General features: G+C 52.3%; 11 protein-coding genes. 7 read left to right on the top strand and 4 right to left on the bottom strand.

The window, feature by feature from the left end; translation table 11 throughout:
- Window positions 1-7: 7 nt before the first annotated feature.
- From accB to D9736_RS21420, 4 genes are all read right to left on the bottom strand, one after another.
- On the bottom strand, window positions 8-478 hold the full coding sequence (gene accB, locus D9736_RS21435; RefSeq protein ID WP_000354618.1) for an acetyl-CoA carboxylase biotin carboxyl carrier protein: 471 nt from the start codon (window positions 476-478) through the stop codon (window positions 8-10).
- 395 nt (window positions 479-873) lie between these two features.
- Window positions 874-1473, bottom strand: coding sequence for a protein-methionine-sulfoxide reductase heme-binding subunit MsrQ (msrQ, locus tag D9736_RS21430; protein ID WP_130259123.1), 600 nt, complete (start codon window positions 1471-1473; stop codon window positions 874-876).
- Window positions 1474-2478 (bottom strand): protein-methionine-sulfoxide reductase catalytic subunit MsrP, encoded by a 1005-nt coding sequence (gene msrP, locus D9736_RS21425; protein ID WP_130259122.1) that lies wholly within the window; start codon window positions 2476-2478, stop codon window positions 1474-1476.
- Between the two features lie 97 nt (window positions 2479-2575).
- Window positions 2576-3550: an MDR family oxidoreductase gene (locus D9736_RS21420; protein ID WP_130259121.1), complete on the bottom strand. Its 975-nt coding sequence runs from the start codon at window positions 3548-3550 to the stop codon at window positions 2576-2578.
- A 151-nt stretch (window positions 3551-3701) separates the two neighbouring features.
- Here D9736_RS21420 and csrD point away from each other — a divergent pair, with 151 nt between their 5' ends.
- The 7 genes from csrD to yhdP all read left to right on the top strand — a co-directional run bounded on the left by csrD (window position 3702) and on the right by yhdP (window position 14543).
- On the top strand, window positions 3702-5642 hold the full coding sequence (gene csrD / locus D9736_RS21415) for an RNase E specificity factor CsrD (RefSeq protein ID WP_130223738.1): 1941 nt from the start codon (window positions 3702-3704) through the stop codon (window positions 5640-5642).
- Window positions 5643-5947: 305 nt separating this feature from the next.
- Window positions 5948-6991, top strand: a complete 1044-nt coding sequence (gene mreB / locus D9736_RS21410; RefSeq protein ID WP_000913396.1) for a rod shape-determining protein MreB — start codon at window positions 5948-5950, stop codon at window positions 6989-6991.
- A 65-nt stretch (window positions 6992-7056) separates the two neighbouring features.
- On the top strand, window positions 7057-8127 hold the full coding sequence (mreC, locus tag D9736_RS21405) for a rod shape-determining protein MreC (protein WP_130204516.1): 1071 nt from the start codon (window positions 7057-7059) through the stop codon (window positions 8125-8127).
- Window positions 8127-8615 (top strand): rod shape-determining protein MreD, encoded by a 489-nt coding sequence (mreD, locus tag D9736_RS21400; protein ID WP_130204518.1) that lies wholly within the window; start codon window positions 8127-8129, stop codon window positions 8613-8615. Before mreC ends, mreD begins: the two co-directional genes overlap by 1 nt.
- Window positions 8616-8623: 8 nt before the next feature.
- Entirely contained in the window at window positions 8624-9217 is a 594-nt protein-coding gene (gene yhdE / locus D9736_RS21395; protein ID WP_130219162.1) for a nucleoside triphosphate pyrophosphatase YhdE, read from the top strand.
- A complete protein-coding gene (gene rng, locus D9736_RS21390; RefSeq protein ID WP_130259120.1) occupies window positions 9207-10676 on the top strand; it encodes a ribonuclease G in 1470 nt (489 codons plus the stop codon). The genes yhdE and rng overlap by 11 nt, the downstream gene beginning before the upstream one ends.
- Window positions 10677-10742: 66 nt before the next feature.
- Window positions 10743-14543 carry an AsmA2 domain-containing protein YhdP gene (gene yhdP, locus D9736_RS21385; RefSeq protein ID WP_130259119.1) on the top strand — a complete coding sequence of 1267 codons (3801 nt, stop codon included), beginning with the start codon at window positions 10743-10745 and terminating at the stop codon, window positions 14541-14543.
- Window positions 14544-14698 lie beyond the last annotated feature (155 nt).

Genomic DNA, 14698 nt, shown 5'->3' with positions numbered 1-14698 from the left:
CGCCTCGTTACTCGATGACGACCAGCGGCTCGTCAAATTCTACCGGTTGTCCACTTTCGACCAGAATTGCTTTCACAGTACCGGATTTGTCTGCTTCGATCTGGTTCATCATTTTCATGGCTTCAACGATGCACAGGGTATCGCCCACGTTCACTTTCTGACCCACTTCGATGAACGCTTTCGCGTCCGGGCTTGGGGTGCGGTAGAAAGTACCAACCATCGGGGAACGTACGATGTGACCACTGATTTCCGCTGCTGCTGGCGCTTCCATGGAAGGAACGGTCGCCGGAGCGGCTGCGTTAGATTGAGCTGGCTGCTGCATCATTGGTGCAGCGTAAGCTTGTTGCATCATCGGGAAACTTGCGGCAGGTGCTGCACGGCTGATGCGTACTGACTCTTCGCCTTCAGAAATTTCCAGTTCAGAGATGCCTGATTCTTCAACCAGCTCGATCAGTTTTTTAATCTTACGAATATCCATGAGTGGGTTCCGTACTCTTTGTTTAGTGTGATTGTGACAGGCGTTTCACCGCCGTCTGTAAAGCGTATGCCCCGACAGCTGTATGCATAGCGGTAAATTCCAGCGGGCCGGGACGCCGGTCTATTTTGCCCCAGAGTGTCAATGTGAGACTTGACGGACATTGTGCAGCGATCTGCTGCTATCCTCCGGCAAAAAACAAAATATACCTTCGTTGCGCCATTGTCACCTTTTCAGCAGCTTAAAAGCTGCCTCAGGGAGAACGAGGTCGCACATTATAACGATTTCGTAGCAAATGGCAGCTAAATACTGGTCTTATCAGGGAAGATAATCAACAGCTAACATGTAAATAACTTTCAACGTCGCGTAATTTGCAATAAGCCGCACAGTTCACGAAATTAGCGCCACCATTGACGGAACTTCTTATAACGTAAGGCTAAAAGCAGTAATGCCAGCCCGGCGTAGATGATCGGCTGCGGTGAGATAACCTTCACTGACCACAGATAATGTATGGGGGCCAGGATCGCGACAAGATAGACGAAGTTATGTAACTGTTGCCAGTGTTTGCCTAGTTTTCGCTGCATCGCTTGTGTAGACGTGAATGCTAAAGCAAGCAAAATCAACCAACTGATAATACCCAGAGTTAAATAAGGTCGGGTGATTAATTCCTGACCGAATAACGCCAGGTTGTTCACGCCAAGTTCCAGCAATGCATAACTGGTTAAGTGCAGCGTCGCCCAGGCGAAACACCATAAACCTAACAGGCGGCGGGTGCGTATCAATAATGGCTGCTTAGCGTAGCGCGCCAGCGGGGTAATTAACAACGTCGCCAATAAAAATTTCAGCGCAGTCCGACCGGTAAAATGCTGAATATCTTTCACCGGGTCGGCACTTAGCCCGCCATGATTGATTGCCCAAACCAGCCAGACAAACGGCAAAAATCCGGCAAGATGCAGGCAAAATTTCAGCCAGGTAACCTGTTTTGCAGTCAAACGCACTTAGAAGTTCTCCCGTAGATCCAGTCCGCGATAAAGTGACGCGACTTCATCGGCGTAGCCGTTAAATAGTAGTGTCGGTTGGCGTTGCACATCCAGGATGCCACCTGAACCGATAAATCGCTCAGTGGCCTGCGACCAGCGAGGGTGATCAACATGCGGATTAACGTTGGCGTAAAAGCCGTATTCGTTGGGGGCCGAAAGATTCCAGGTGGTTGGTGGGCGTTCTCGGGTCAGCTTAATGCTCACTATCGACTTGATGCCTTTAAAGCCATATTTCCATGGCACAATCAGGCGTATCGGCGCGCCATTTTGCGGCGGTAGCGCCTTGCCGTAGACGCCGACGGTCATCAGCGTGAGCGGATGCATCGCTTCGTCGAGACGTAATCCTTCTACATAGGGATATTTCAGACCGCCGCCGATAAACCTGTCCTGCTGGCCGGGCATTTGTTCCGGTGCATAAATTGTTTCGAAAGCGACGTACTTCGCGTTGCTGGTCGGCTCTGCCAGCGCCAGCAGTTTATGTAGCGGAAAACCAATCCACGGCACCACCATCGACCACGCTTCCACGCAGCGCATCCGGTAAATCCGCTCTTCTAACGGGAATCGACGGGTTAGCGCATCGTGGTCGAGGGTTAACGGTTTACTGACTTCACCACTGATTTTCAACGTCCACGGATCGGTTTTCAGGCTGCCAGCATTCGCGGCGGGATCGGCTTTATCCAGCCCAAATTCATAGAAATTGTTGTAGCCGGAAACTTTATCTTCCGGCGTCAGTGGCAGGTTATTTTGCCAGGCAGCAGGCTTGCTGAACTCCAGGGGTTTTCCGGCAGGCGCGGGCGGGCGATCGTTCCCTTTGAACCAGCCAAGCAAATCCGCGTGGGCGGCATTTGGTAAAGAGAGGGCGGCGGCGCTGATGCCTAATGCTTTCAAAACTTGCCGACGTTGCATAAAAAAAGCCGATTCGGCAGTGACATCGGCTTCTGTAAGTTGACGAATTTTTTTCATAACAGACTCCCGGTATGCTCATGATTACTATGGCAGGGAGAATGTCAAAGTGCTGCTAAAATTCGTTAACGATATGTAAATTATTTTATACTAACGCTTAGTTAATTTTTACCAGCGTACGGCCCTGGATCTGATTGTTAATAATGGCCTCGGCAAATTTAGGTGCATCAGCCAGTGAAATCTCTTTTGCCGCCTGGGTATAGAATGATTCCGGTAAATCGGCAACCAGACGCTGCCAGGCTTGCGCACGGCGTGCTGGTGGTGTCATCACTGAATCCACCCCTTGCAAACGGACATTACGCAAAATAAATGGCATGACCGTGGTTGGCAGAGTAAAACCACCCGCCAGACCACAGGCCGCCACGCAGCCGCCGTAATTCATTTGCGCCAGCACTTTCGCCAGCACTTTGTCGCCGACGGTGTCAATCGCCCCAGCCCAGACTTGTTTTTCCAGTGGACGGGATTCAGCAAATTCATCACGCGGCAGAATTCGGCTGGCACCTAAACTTTTCAGATATTCATGGGTACTTTCGCGACCGGAAACAGCAACCACCTGATAACCTAACTTATGCAACAGCGCCACGGCAGTACTGCCAACGCCGCCGCTGGCGCCCGTTACCACAATCTCGCCATCTTGTGGACGAATACCGGCATCTTCCAGGGCCAGCACGCACAGCATGGCGGTAAACCCAGCAGTACCAATAATCATCGCTTTACGCGCGTCCAGACCTTGCGGCATGGCAACCAACCAGTCGCCTTTCACACGCGCTTGTTCTGCCAGTCCGCCCCAATGATTTTCACCAACTCCCCAGCCCGTGAGTAACACTTCTTGACCAGTATGAAAACGAGGATCTTCACTGGCGCGTACGGTTCCGGCAAAGTCGATGCCAGGAATCATCGGAAAATTGCGGATTATTTTTCCTTTACCGGTTATTGCCAGTGCATCTTTATAATTCAGGCTCGACCAGTGGACATCGACCGTCACATCGCCTTCCGGCAGGCGACTTGCGTCCAGAGTCTGTACAGATGCGAGGGTTTTACCGTCCTGCTGTTCTAAAAGTAACGCCTGCATAAGAAGTCCTCATGTGCATGATGGATTGGAAAATAATTTCTGAAGACTATACTCGCTAATTGAAAAGCAAAGTCGATGAAGCGCAATAAATTGCGAGATAAATCTGATTTGCTAGTATGCCCGCTTCCTCACTATCGGAGTTAACACAAGGATGAGATTAACGACGAAATTTTCGGCCTTTGTCACGCTGCTCACCGGGTTAACGATCTTTGTGACTCTGATGGGCTGCTCGTTAAGTTTCTATAACGCGATTCAGTATAAGTTTAGCCATCGCGTTCAGGCGGTGGCGACGGCGATCGATACGCATTTGGTGTCGTCTGATTTCAGCTCGCTGAGGCCACAAATCAGTGAACTGATGATGTCAGCAGATATCGTTCGCGTGGACCTGTTACACAATAACAAACAGGTTTATACCCTTTCCCGCCAGGGGAGTTACCGCCCTGTTGGCACCAGCGATCTGTTTCGCGAACTGACCGTTCCGTTAGTTAAACATCCAGGAATGTCGCTACATCTGGTTTATCAGGACCCGATGGGAAACTATTTTCACTCGCTGATGACCACCGCGCCGCTCACTGGGGCAATTGGTTTTATCATTATTATGCTCTTCCTTGCAGTACGCTGGTTGCAGCGGCAACTTGCCGGGCAAGAACTACTGGAAACTCGCTCGGCGCGTATCTTAAACGGGGAGCGTGGGCCGAATGTGCTTGGCTCCATCTATGAATGGCCGCCAGGGACCAGCAGTGCGCTGGATATGCTGCTTTCAGAAATTCAGAATGCGCGTGAACAGCACAGCCGTCTTGATACGCTGATTCGCTCTTACGCCGCGCAGGACATCAAAACCGGCCTCAATAACCGTCTCTTTTTCGACAACCAGTTGGCTACATTACTGGAAGATCAAGAGAAGGTAGGGACTCACGGGATCGTGATGATGATCCGTCTACCTGATTTCAATATGTTGAGCGACACGTGGGGACACAGCCAGGCCGAAGAACAGCTCTTCACTCTGACGAATCTGCTGTCGACATTTATGATGCGCTATCCAGGCGCACTGCTGGCGCGCTATCACCGTAGCGATTTTGCCGCGCTGTTGCCGCATCGGACTTTAAAAGAGGCGGAGAGCATTGCCGGGCAGTTGATCAAAGCGGTTGATACCTTACCGAGCAATAAAATGCTCGATCGTGAAGATATGATTCATATCGGCATCTGTGCCTGGCGTAGCGGCCAGGAAACAGAACAAGTGATGGATCATGCCGAATCCGCCACGCGTAATGCGGGATTACAGGGGGGTAATAGCTGGGCGATTTACGATGACTCATTACCAGAAAAAGGGCGCGGCAACGTTCGCTGGCGTACGCTAATCGAACAAATGTTGAGTCGTGGTGGGCCCAGGCTTTATCAAAAACCTGCGGTCACCCGGGAGGGGCAGGTTCATCATCGCGAAATTATGTGTCGCATCTTTGATGGTAATGAAGAGGTAAGCTCGGCGGAATATATGCCGATGGTATTGCAGTTTGGTTTATCGGAAGAGTATGACCGCCTGCAAATCAGTCGTCTCATCCCGCTGTTACGCTATTGGCCGCAAGAAAATCTGGCGATTCAGGTGACCGTTGAGTCGTTGATCCGCCCGCGTTTCCAGCGTTGGCTGCGCGATACGTTGATGCAGTGTGAAAAATCGCAACGAAAACGCATAATTATTGAACTTGCAGAGGCTGATGTTGGTCAACATATCGGTCGCTTGCAACCTGTCATTCGTTTGGTGAATGCTTTAGGGGTTCGAGTTGCCGTGAACCAGGCTGGATTGACGCTGGTAAGTACCAGTTGGATCAAAGAACTTAATGTCGAATTACTCAAGCTTCATCCGGGGCTGGTAAGAAATATTGAGAAGCGAACGGAAAACCAATTGTTGGTTCAGAGCATGGTAGAAGCCTGTTCCGGGACCAACACCCAGGTTTACGCGACTGGGGTACGTTCGCGAAGCGAGTGGCAGACCCTGATTCAGCGCGGGGTTTTGGGTGGCCAGGGGGATTTTTTCGCGTCCTCACAGCCACTTGATACTAACGTGAAAAAATATTCACAAAGATACTCGGTTTAACCTGCCGTTTGATCCGTTTTCACGTAGAATAACGCGCGCTGCGTTTCGTGGGAGTGTGCTTATCTGCTCGCCAGATTGTTGCAGCACATATGCAGATGAATGACCTTACGCAGTTGCAAACAGGCGAGGAATGCTGTTGACGCATTTAGCCTTATCTGGACTCAGGCAGAGATTTGTAACAAAGGAAACGAACTGCACTAATTTTCACCGTAGCAGATGATTTTTGCGCCTTGTCGCTGCTGCGTGTGGTTGGTAAAGTAAGCGGATTTTCTTTTCCGCCCCAGCTTTCAGGATTATCCCTTAGTATGTTGAAAAAATTTCGTGGCATGTTTTCCAATGACTTGTCCATTGACTTGGGTACTGCGAATACCCTCATTTATGTAAAAGGACAAGGCATCGTATTGAATGAGCCTTCCGTTGTGGCCATTCGTCAGGATCGTGCCGGTTCACCAAAAAGCGTGGCTGCAGTTGGTCATGACGCGAAGCAGATGCTGGGCCGTACGCCGGGCAATATTGCTGCTATTCGCCCAATGAAAGATGGCGTAATCGCTGACTTCTTCGTGACTGAAAAAATGCTCCAGCACTTCATTAAGCAAGTGCACAGCAACAGCTTTATGCGCCCAAGCCCGCGCGTTCTGGTCTGTGTGCCGGTTGGCGCAACCCAGGTTGAACGCCGCGCAATTCGTGAATCCGCGCAGGGCGCTGGCGCCCGTGAAGTGTTCCTGATTGAAGAGCCGATGGCCGCAGCAATTGGCGCCGGTCTGCCGGTTTCTGAAGCGACCGGTTCCATGGTGGTTGATATCGGCGGTGGTACTACTGAAGTTGCCGTAATCTCGCTGAATGGCGTGGTTTACTCCTCTTCTGTACGCATCGGCGGTGACCGCTTCGACGAAGCCATTATCAACTATGTTCGTCGTAACTACGGCTCCTTAATCGGTGAAGCGACAGCAGAGCGTATTAAACACGAAATCGGTTCGGCTTATCCGGGCGATGAAGTGCGTGAAATTGAAGTTCGTGGTCGTAATCTGGCTGAAGGCGTTCCGCGCGGCTTTACGCTGAACTCCAACGAAATCCTCGAAGCGCTACAAGAGCCGCTGACCGGCATCGTTAGCGCAGTGATGGTTGCGCTGGAACAGTGTCCGCCGGAACTGGCTTCCGACATCTCTGAGCGCGGAATGGTGCTCACTGGCGGTGGCGCATTGCTGCGTAACCTTGACCGTTTATTAATGGAAGAAACCGGCATTCCAGTCGTTGTTGCTGAAGATCCGCTGACCTGTGTGGCGCGCGGTGGCGGCAAGGCGCTGGAAATGATCGACATGCACGGCGGCGACCTGTTCAGCGAAGAGTAATCGGATGCAGGCAGGGGAAGCGTTTGTTTATCCTGCCTGGTCTGATACGAGAATACGCATAACTTATGAAGCCAATTTTTAGCCGTGGCCCGTCGCTACAGATTCGCCTTATTCTGGCGGTGCTGGTGGCGCTCGGCATTATTATTGCCGACAGCCGCCTGGGGACTTTCAGTCAAATCCGTACCTATATGGATACCGCTGTCAGTCCTTTCTACTTTATTTCCAATGCTCCTCGTGAATTGCTGGATGGCGTATCGCAGACGCTGGCCTCGCGTGACCAACTAGAACTTGAAAACCGGGCGTTACGTCAGGAGTTGCTGCTGAAAAACAGCGATCTGCTGATGTTGGGACAATATAAACAGGAGAACGCGCGCTTGCGTGAGCTTCTGGGTTCTCCATTGCGTCAGGACGAGCAGAAGATGGTGACCCAGGTTATCTCTACTGTTAACGATCCGTACAGCGATCAGGTTGTTATTGACAAAGGCAGTGTCAACGGTGTTTACGAAGGCCAGCCAGTCATTAGCGATAAAGGTGTGGTCGGCCAGGTGGTGGCGGTCGCAAAACTGACCAGCCGCGTACTGCTGATCTGCGACGCGACCCATGCGCTGCCGATTCAGGTGCTGCGTAATGATATCCGCGTTATCGCGGCGGGTAATGGCTGTACTGATGATTTACAGCTTGAGCACCTGCCAGCGAATACTGATATTCGTGTTGGTGATGTATTGGTGACTTCAGGTCTGGGCGGTCGTTTCCCGGAAGGTTATCCGGTGGCGGTTGTCTCTTCCGTGAAACTCGATACCCAGCGCGCATATACCGTGATTCAGGCGCGTCCGACTGCGGGACTGCAACGTTTACGTTATCTGCTTCTGTTGTGGGGGGCGGATCGTAACGGGGCCAACCCGATGACGCCGGAAGAGGTGCATCGCGTTGCTAATGAACGCCTGATGCAAATGATGCCGCAGGTGTTGCCTTCGCCAGATGCAATGGGGCCAAAACTGCCTGAACCGGCAACGGGAATTACCCAGCCAAGCCCGCAGCAACCTGCAACAGGTACTGCCGCTGACCGCTCTCCACAAAGGGCTACGCCGCCGCAGAGTGGTACTCAACCACCTGCGCGTACGCCAGGAGGGCAATAGTGGCGAGCTATCGTAGCCAGGGGCGCTGGGTTATCTGGCTCTCTTTCCTCATTGCGTTATTACTGCAAATTATGCCCTGGCCGGATAATCTTATCGTTTTCCGGCCTAACTGGGTTTTGCTCATCTTATTGTATTGGAGCCTCGCCTTGCCCCATCGCGTAAATGTGGGCACAGGTTTTGTGATGGGTGCCATACTGGATCTGATCAGTGGCTCCACGCTCGGTGTACGGGCGTTGTCGATGAGTATCATTGCTTATCTGGTCGCGCTGAAATTCCAGCTTTTCCGTAATCTGGCATTGTGGCAGCAGGCGCTGGTCGTCATGTTGCTTTCGTTGGTTGTGGATATTATTGTTTTCTGGGCAGAGTTTTTAGTGATCAACGTCTCTTTCAGACCGGAAGTGTTCTGGAGTAGTGTTGTCAATGGCGTGCTCTGGCCGTGGATTTTCATGCTGATGCGCAAAATTCGTCAGCAGTTTGCAGTGCAATAAAGGTTTCTATGACTTCTCTGTATTTAGCTTCCGGTTCTCCGCGTCGGCAGGAGTTACTTGCGCAACTTGGCGTTTCCTTCGAACGTATCGTTACGGGCATTGAGGAACAACGCTTTCCGCAGGAGAGCGCGCAGCAATACGTTGTGCGTCTGGCGCGCGAGAAGGCTCAGGCGGGCGTCGCGCAAACGGCGCAGGATCTCCCTGTGTTGGGTGCGGATACCATTGTGATTCTGAACGGCGAAGTACTGGAGAAACCGCGTGATGCAGATCATGCGGCGCAGATGTTGCGCAAATTATCGGGGCAGACCCATCAGGTAATGACGGCAGTGGCGTTGGCCGACAGTCAGCACATTCTCGATTGCCTGGTGGTCACCGATGTGACTTTCAGAACGTTAACAGATGAAGATATCGCGGGCTATGTCGCCAGCGGTGAACCGTTAGATAAAGCAGGTGCATACGGTATTCAGGGGCTTGGTGGTTGTTTTGTCAGGAAGATAAATGGCAGCTATCACGCCGTAGTCGGCTTACCGCTGGTTGAAACGTGTGAATTATTGAGTAATTTTAACGCACTGCGTGAGAAAAGGGATAAACATGACGGCTGAATTGTTGGTAAACGTAACGCCTTCGGAAACACGAGTGGCGTATATTGATGGCGGTATTCTGCAGGAAATTCATATTGAACGTGAGGCGCGACGCGGAATAGTAGGCAATATCTACAAGGGTCGTGTAAGTCGCGTACTTCCGGGTATGCAGGCGGCTTTTGTAGATATTGGGCTGGATAAAGCTGCGTTTCTACACGCTTCTGACATCATGCCGCACACCGAATGTGTGGCGGGTGAAGAACAAAAGCAGTTCACGGTGCGCGACATTTCGGAACTGGTCCGTCAGGGGCAAGATCTGATGGTACAGGTAGTGAAAGATCCTCTGGGTACTAAAGGCGCGCGCCTGACCACAGACATCACGCTGCCTTCCCGTTATCTGGTATTTATGCCAGGGGCGTCCCACGTTGGTGTTTCCCAACGCATCGAAAGTGAATCCGAGCGTGATCGCCTGAAAAAAGTGGTCGCCGAGTATTGCGACGAGCAGGGCGGATTTATCATCCGTACCGCGGCAGAAGGTGTAGGCGAAGCTGAACTAGCCTCCGATGCCGCTTATCTGAAGCGTGTCTGGACCAAAGTCATGGAGCGTAAAAAGCGCCCACAGACGCGTTATCAACTGTACGGTGAACTGGCGCTGGCGCAGCGTGTGCTGCGTGATTTTGCCGATGCCGAGCTGGACCGCATTCGCGTTGACTCACGGCTGACTTACGAAGCATTACTTGAGTTCACCTCGGAGTACATTCCCGAGATGACCAGCAAGCTGGAGCATTACACGGGGTGCCAGCCGATTTTCGATCTCTTTGACGTTGAAAACGAGATTCAGCGGGCGCTGGAACGCAAAGTTGAGTTGAAGTCTGGCGGTTATCTGATTATCGACCAGACCGAAGCGATGACTACCGTGGACATCAATACCGGGGCGTTTGTCGGTCATCGCAATCTGGACGACACCATCTTCAATACCAATATTGAGGCGACGCAGGCCATTGCTCGCCAGTTACGGTTGCGTAACCTGGGCGGAATTATCATTATTGATTTCATCGACATGAATAATGAAGATCACCGTCGTCGGGTACTGCATTCGCTGGAGCAGGCGTTGAGCAAAGACCGGGTGAAAACCAGCGTTAACGGCTTCTCTGCGCTGGGGCTGGTGGAAATGACGCGTAAACGCACCCGCGAAAGCATTGAACATGTATTGTGTAACGAATGCCCAACTTGCCACGGTCGCGGAACGGTGAAAACCGTGGAAACCGTGTGCTATGAAATCATGCGCGAGATTGTTCGCGTGCACCATGCTTACGACTCTGACCGTTTCCTGGTCTATGCTTCTCCGGCAGTTGCCGAGGCCTTGAAAGGCGAAGAGTCGCACTCGCTGGCGGAAGTGGAAATTTTTGTGGGTAAGCAGGTTAAAGTACAAATCGAACCGCTCTACAACCAAGAGCAGTTTGACGTCGTCATGATGTAAACAAATGCTGGGCCGCCATCCGGCAATGTTTTTTGAGTCACATTTTTAGCAGACAAGGAGTGACGGGTGAGGCGATTGCCGGGGATTTTACTGCTTACTGGAGCCGCGCTCGTTGTGATCGCTGCGCTGCTGGTCAGCGGCCTGCGTATTGCTTTGCCGCATCTTGATGCCTGGCGTCCAGAAATCCTCAATAAAATTGAATCCGCTACCGGCATGCCGGTAGAAGCCAGCCAGCTTTCCGCCAGCTGGCAGAATTTTGGCCCCACGCTTGAAGCGCGCGACATTCGCGCGGAGCTGAAAGATGGCGGTGAGTTTTCTGTCAAACGCGTCACTCTGGCGCTGGATGTCTGGCAGAGCCTGCTGCATATGCGCTGGCAGTTTCGCGATCTGACTTTCTGGCAACTGCGTTTCCGCACCAATACGCCCATCACCAGCGGTGGTGGTAATGATGGTCTGGAAGCCAGCCACATCAGCGACCTGTTTCTTCGTCAGTTTGATCACTTCGATCTCCGCGACAGCGAAGTCAGTTTCCTCACGCCATCCGGTCAGCGCGCCGAACTGGCGATCCCGCAACTCACCTGGCTTAACAATCCGCGTCGACACCGTGCGGAAGGCCAGGTAAGTCTCTCCAGCCTCACCGGGCAGCACGGCGTGATGCAAGTTCGTATGGATCTGCGTGATGACGAAGGGCTGTTAAGCAACGGTCGCGTCTGGTTGCAGGCTGATGATATTGACCTGAAGCCGTGGCTGGGTAAATGGATGCAGGACAATATTGCGCTGGAAACGGCACAGTTCTCCCTCGAAGGCTGGATGACGATCGACAAAGGCGATGTAACTGGCGGTGACGTCTGGCTGAAACAGGGCGGTGCCAGCTGGTTGGGCGAGAAGCAAACGCATTCACTGGCGGTAGATAATCTCACCGCACACATTACGCGTGAACATCCCGGCTGGCAGTTTTCTATTCCTGATACCCGCATCACGATGGATGGCAAACGCTGGCCGAGTGGGGCATTGACGCTAGCCTGGATACCGGAACAGGATGTTGGCGGCAAAGACAATAAACGCAGTGACGAACTGCGGATTCGCGCCAGCAATCTGGAACTGGCGGGGCTGGAAGGTATTCGTCCGCTGGCAGCAAAACTTTCACCTGCGCTGGGCGACATCTGGCGGTCTACGCAACCGAGCGGCAAGATCAACACCCTGGCGCTGGATATCCCGCTTCAGGCAGCAGACAAGACTCGCTTTCAGGCATCGTGGAGCGATCTGGCCTGGAAGCAATGGAAATTACTGCCGGGCGCGGAACATTTCTCCGGGACGCTTTCCGGTAGTGTAGAAAATGGTTTACTGACCGCGTCCATGAAACAGGCGAAAATGCCTTACGAAACAGTTTTCCGCGCACCGCTGGAAATTGCTGACGGTAAGGTGACCCTAAGCTGGCTGAATAACGACAAAGGTTTCCAGCTTGATGGCCGCAACATAGATGTTAAAGCCAAAGCCGTCCATGCACGCGGCGGTTTCCGCTACCTGCAACCGACTAATGATGAACCCTGGCTGGGCATTCTGGCTGGTATCAGTACCGATGATGGTTCACAAGCGTGGCGCTATTTCCCAGAAAATCTGATGGGGAAAGAGTTAGTCGATTACTTAAGTGGCGCAATTCAGGGCGGTGAAGCGGATAACGCGACGCTGGTTTATGGCGGCAATCCGCAACTTTTCCCCTATAAACACAACGAAGGTCAGTTTGAGGTGCTGGTGCCGCTGCGTAACGCGAAGTTTGCCTTCCAGCCGGACTGGCCAGCGTTAACTAATCTCGATATTGAACTGGACTTCATAAACGACGGTTTATGGATGAAAACCGATGGCGTCAATCTGGGCGGCGTGCGCGCGAGTAATCTCACCGCAGTGATCCCTGACTACTCGAAAGAAAAATTGCTGATTGATGCTGACATTAAAGGTCCGGGCAAAGCTGTTGGTCCTTACTTTGATGAGACGCCGCTGAAAGACTCTCTGGGAGCAACCCTGCAAGAACTCCAGCTCGACGGCGATGTGAATGCTCGCTTACATCTCGATATCCCACTGAACGGCGAACTGGTTACAGCGAAAGGCGAAGTGACGCTGCGTAATAACAGTCTGTTTATCAAACCACTTGATAGCACACTGAAAAATTTGAGCGGTAAATTCAGCTTTATCAATGGCGATCTGCAAAGCGAACCACTGACAGCAAGTTGGTTTAATCAGCCACTGAACGTGGATTTTTCCACCAAAGAAGGGGCGAAAGCCTACCAGGTCGCGGTAAACCTCAACGGTAACTGGCAGCCAGCGAAAACTGACGTTCTGCCTGAAGCGGTGAATGAAGCGTTAAGCGGCAGCGTGGCGTGGAATGGTAAAGTGGGCATTGAGCTGCCTTATCATGCTGGCGCAACGTATAACGTAGAACTGAACGGTGATCTGAAGAATGTGAGTAGTCACTTACCTTCGCCGTTAGCCAAACCCGCTGGTGAATCGCTGCCGGTTAACATCAAGGTCGATGGCAACCTCAATAGCTTTGAATTAACCGGACGGGCTGGCGCGGATAACCATTTCAACAGCCGCTGGTTGCTCGGTCAAAAGCTGACGCTCGATCGCGCTATCTGGGCGGCAGACAGTAAAACGCTTCCGCCGTTACCGGAACAAAGCGGTGTTGAGTTAAATATGCCACCGATGGATGGTGCCGAGTGGCTGGCGCTTTTCCAGAAAGGCGCGACGGATAAAGTCGGTAGTGCGGTGAGTTTTCCCCAGCACATTACGTTGCGTACGCCAGCGTTGTCGTTGGGAAATCAGCAATGGAATAACCTGAGTATTGTTTCGCAACCGATGGCAAATGGCACTCAGGTCGAGGCGCAAGGACGTGAAATCAACGCTACGCTGGCAATGCGCAATAACGCGCCGTGGCTGGCGACGATTAAATATCTCTATTACAACCCCAGCGTGGCGAAAACCAGTGGTGACTCCACGCCGTCGTCACCTTTCCCAACTACGGAGCGCATTAGCTTCCGTGGTTGGCCGGATGCGCAAATACGTTGCGCAGAGTGCTGGTTCTGGGGGCAAAAATTCGGTCGCATCGACAGCGATATCACCATTTCTGGCGATACGTTAACGTTGGCTAATGGACTGATTGATACCGGTTTCTCGCGGCTTACTGCCGAGGGTGAATGGGTTAACAATCCGGGGAATGAACGTACCTCGCTGAAAGGAAAATTACGCGGGCAGAAAATTGATGCCGCTGCTGAATTTTTTGGTGTCACGACGCCAATACGCCAGTCGTCATTTAATGTGGATTACGATTTACACTGGCGGAAAGCGCCGTGGCAGCCGGATGAGGCAACGTTGAATGGCATCATCCATACTCAACTGGGCAAAGGTGAAATTACCGACATCAGCACCGGACATGCCGGGCAATTGCTGCGCTTATTGAGCGTCGATGCTCTGATGCGTAAGCTGCGCTTTGATTTCAGGGATACCTTTGGCGAAGGTTTCTATTTTGACTCCATTCGCAGCACGGCGTGGATTAAAGACGGTGTTATGCACACTGATGACACGCTGGTGGATGGTCTGGAAGCGGATATCGCCATGAAAGGGTCGGTAAATCTGGTACGCCGCGATCTGAATATGGAGGCGGTTGTCGCACCAGAAATTTCCGCGACGGTGGGTGTGGCTGCGGCCTTTGCGGTTAACCCCATTGTCGGTGCGGCGGTGTTTGCTGCCAGTAAAGTGCTGGGGCCGCTGTGGAGCAAAGTCTCCATTTTGCGCTACCACATTTCTGGTCCGCTGGACGCTCCGCAAATCAACGAAGTATTGCGCCAACCGCGTAAAGAAAAAGCGCAATGATTTGACGATGGCGCGTAATTGCCCCAATCTCATTAGATAATCGTTGCCAAAGGCCAACGAGCCGGAACATAACCGTAGGCCGGATAAGGCGTTCACGCCGCATCCGGCAGCCGTTGCCTGATGCGACGCTGTGCGTCTTATCAGGCCTACAAACG

Source organism: Escherichia sp. E10V10, assembly GCF_004211985.1.
Lineage (GTDB): Bacteria > Pseudomonadota > Gammaproteobacteria > Enterobacterales > Enterobacteriaceae > Escherichia.
This window is presented reverse-complemented; position numbering and strand designations above follow the sequence as displayed.

Bases quoted from the DNA above. Each gene is read 5' to 3' on its own strand.
- accB (WP_000354618.1), bottom strand. From the start codon at position 478: ATGGATATTCGTAAGATTAAAAAACTGATCGAGCTGGTTGAAGAATCA.
- msrP (WP_130259122.1), bottom strand. From the start codon at position 2,478: ATGAAAAAAATTCGTCAACTTACAGAAGCCGATGTCACTGCCGAATCG.
- D9736_RS21420 (WP_130259121.1), bottom strand. From the start codon at position 3,550: ATGCAGGCGTTACTTTTAGAACAGCAGGACGGTAAAACCCTCGCATCT.
- csrD (WP_130223738.1), top strand. From the start codon at position 3,702: ATGAGATTAACGACGAAATTTTCGGCCTTTGTCACGCTGCTCACCGGG.
- mreB (WP_000913396.1), top strand. From the start codon at position 5,948: ATGTTGAAAAAATTTCGTGGCATGTTTTCCAATGACTTGTCCATTGAC.
- mreC (WP_130204516.1), top strand. From the start codon at position 7,057: ATGAAGCCAATTTTTAGCCGTGGCCCGTCGCTACAGATTCGCCTTATT.
- yhdE (WP_130219162.1), top strand. From the start codon at position 8,624: ATGACTTCTCTGTATTTAGCTTCCGGTTCTCCGCGTCGGCAGGAGTTA.
- rng (WP_130259120.1), top strand. From the start codon at position 9,207: ATGACGGCTGAATTGTTGGTAAACGTAACGCCTTCGGAAACACGAGTG.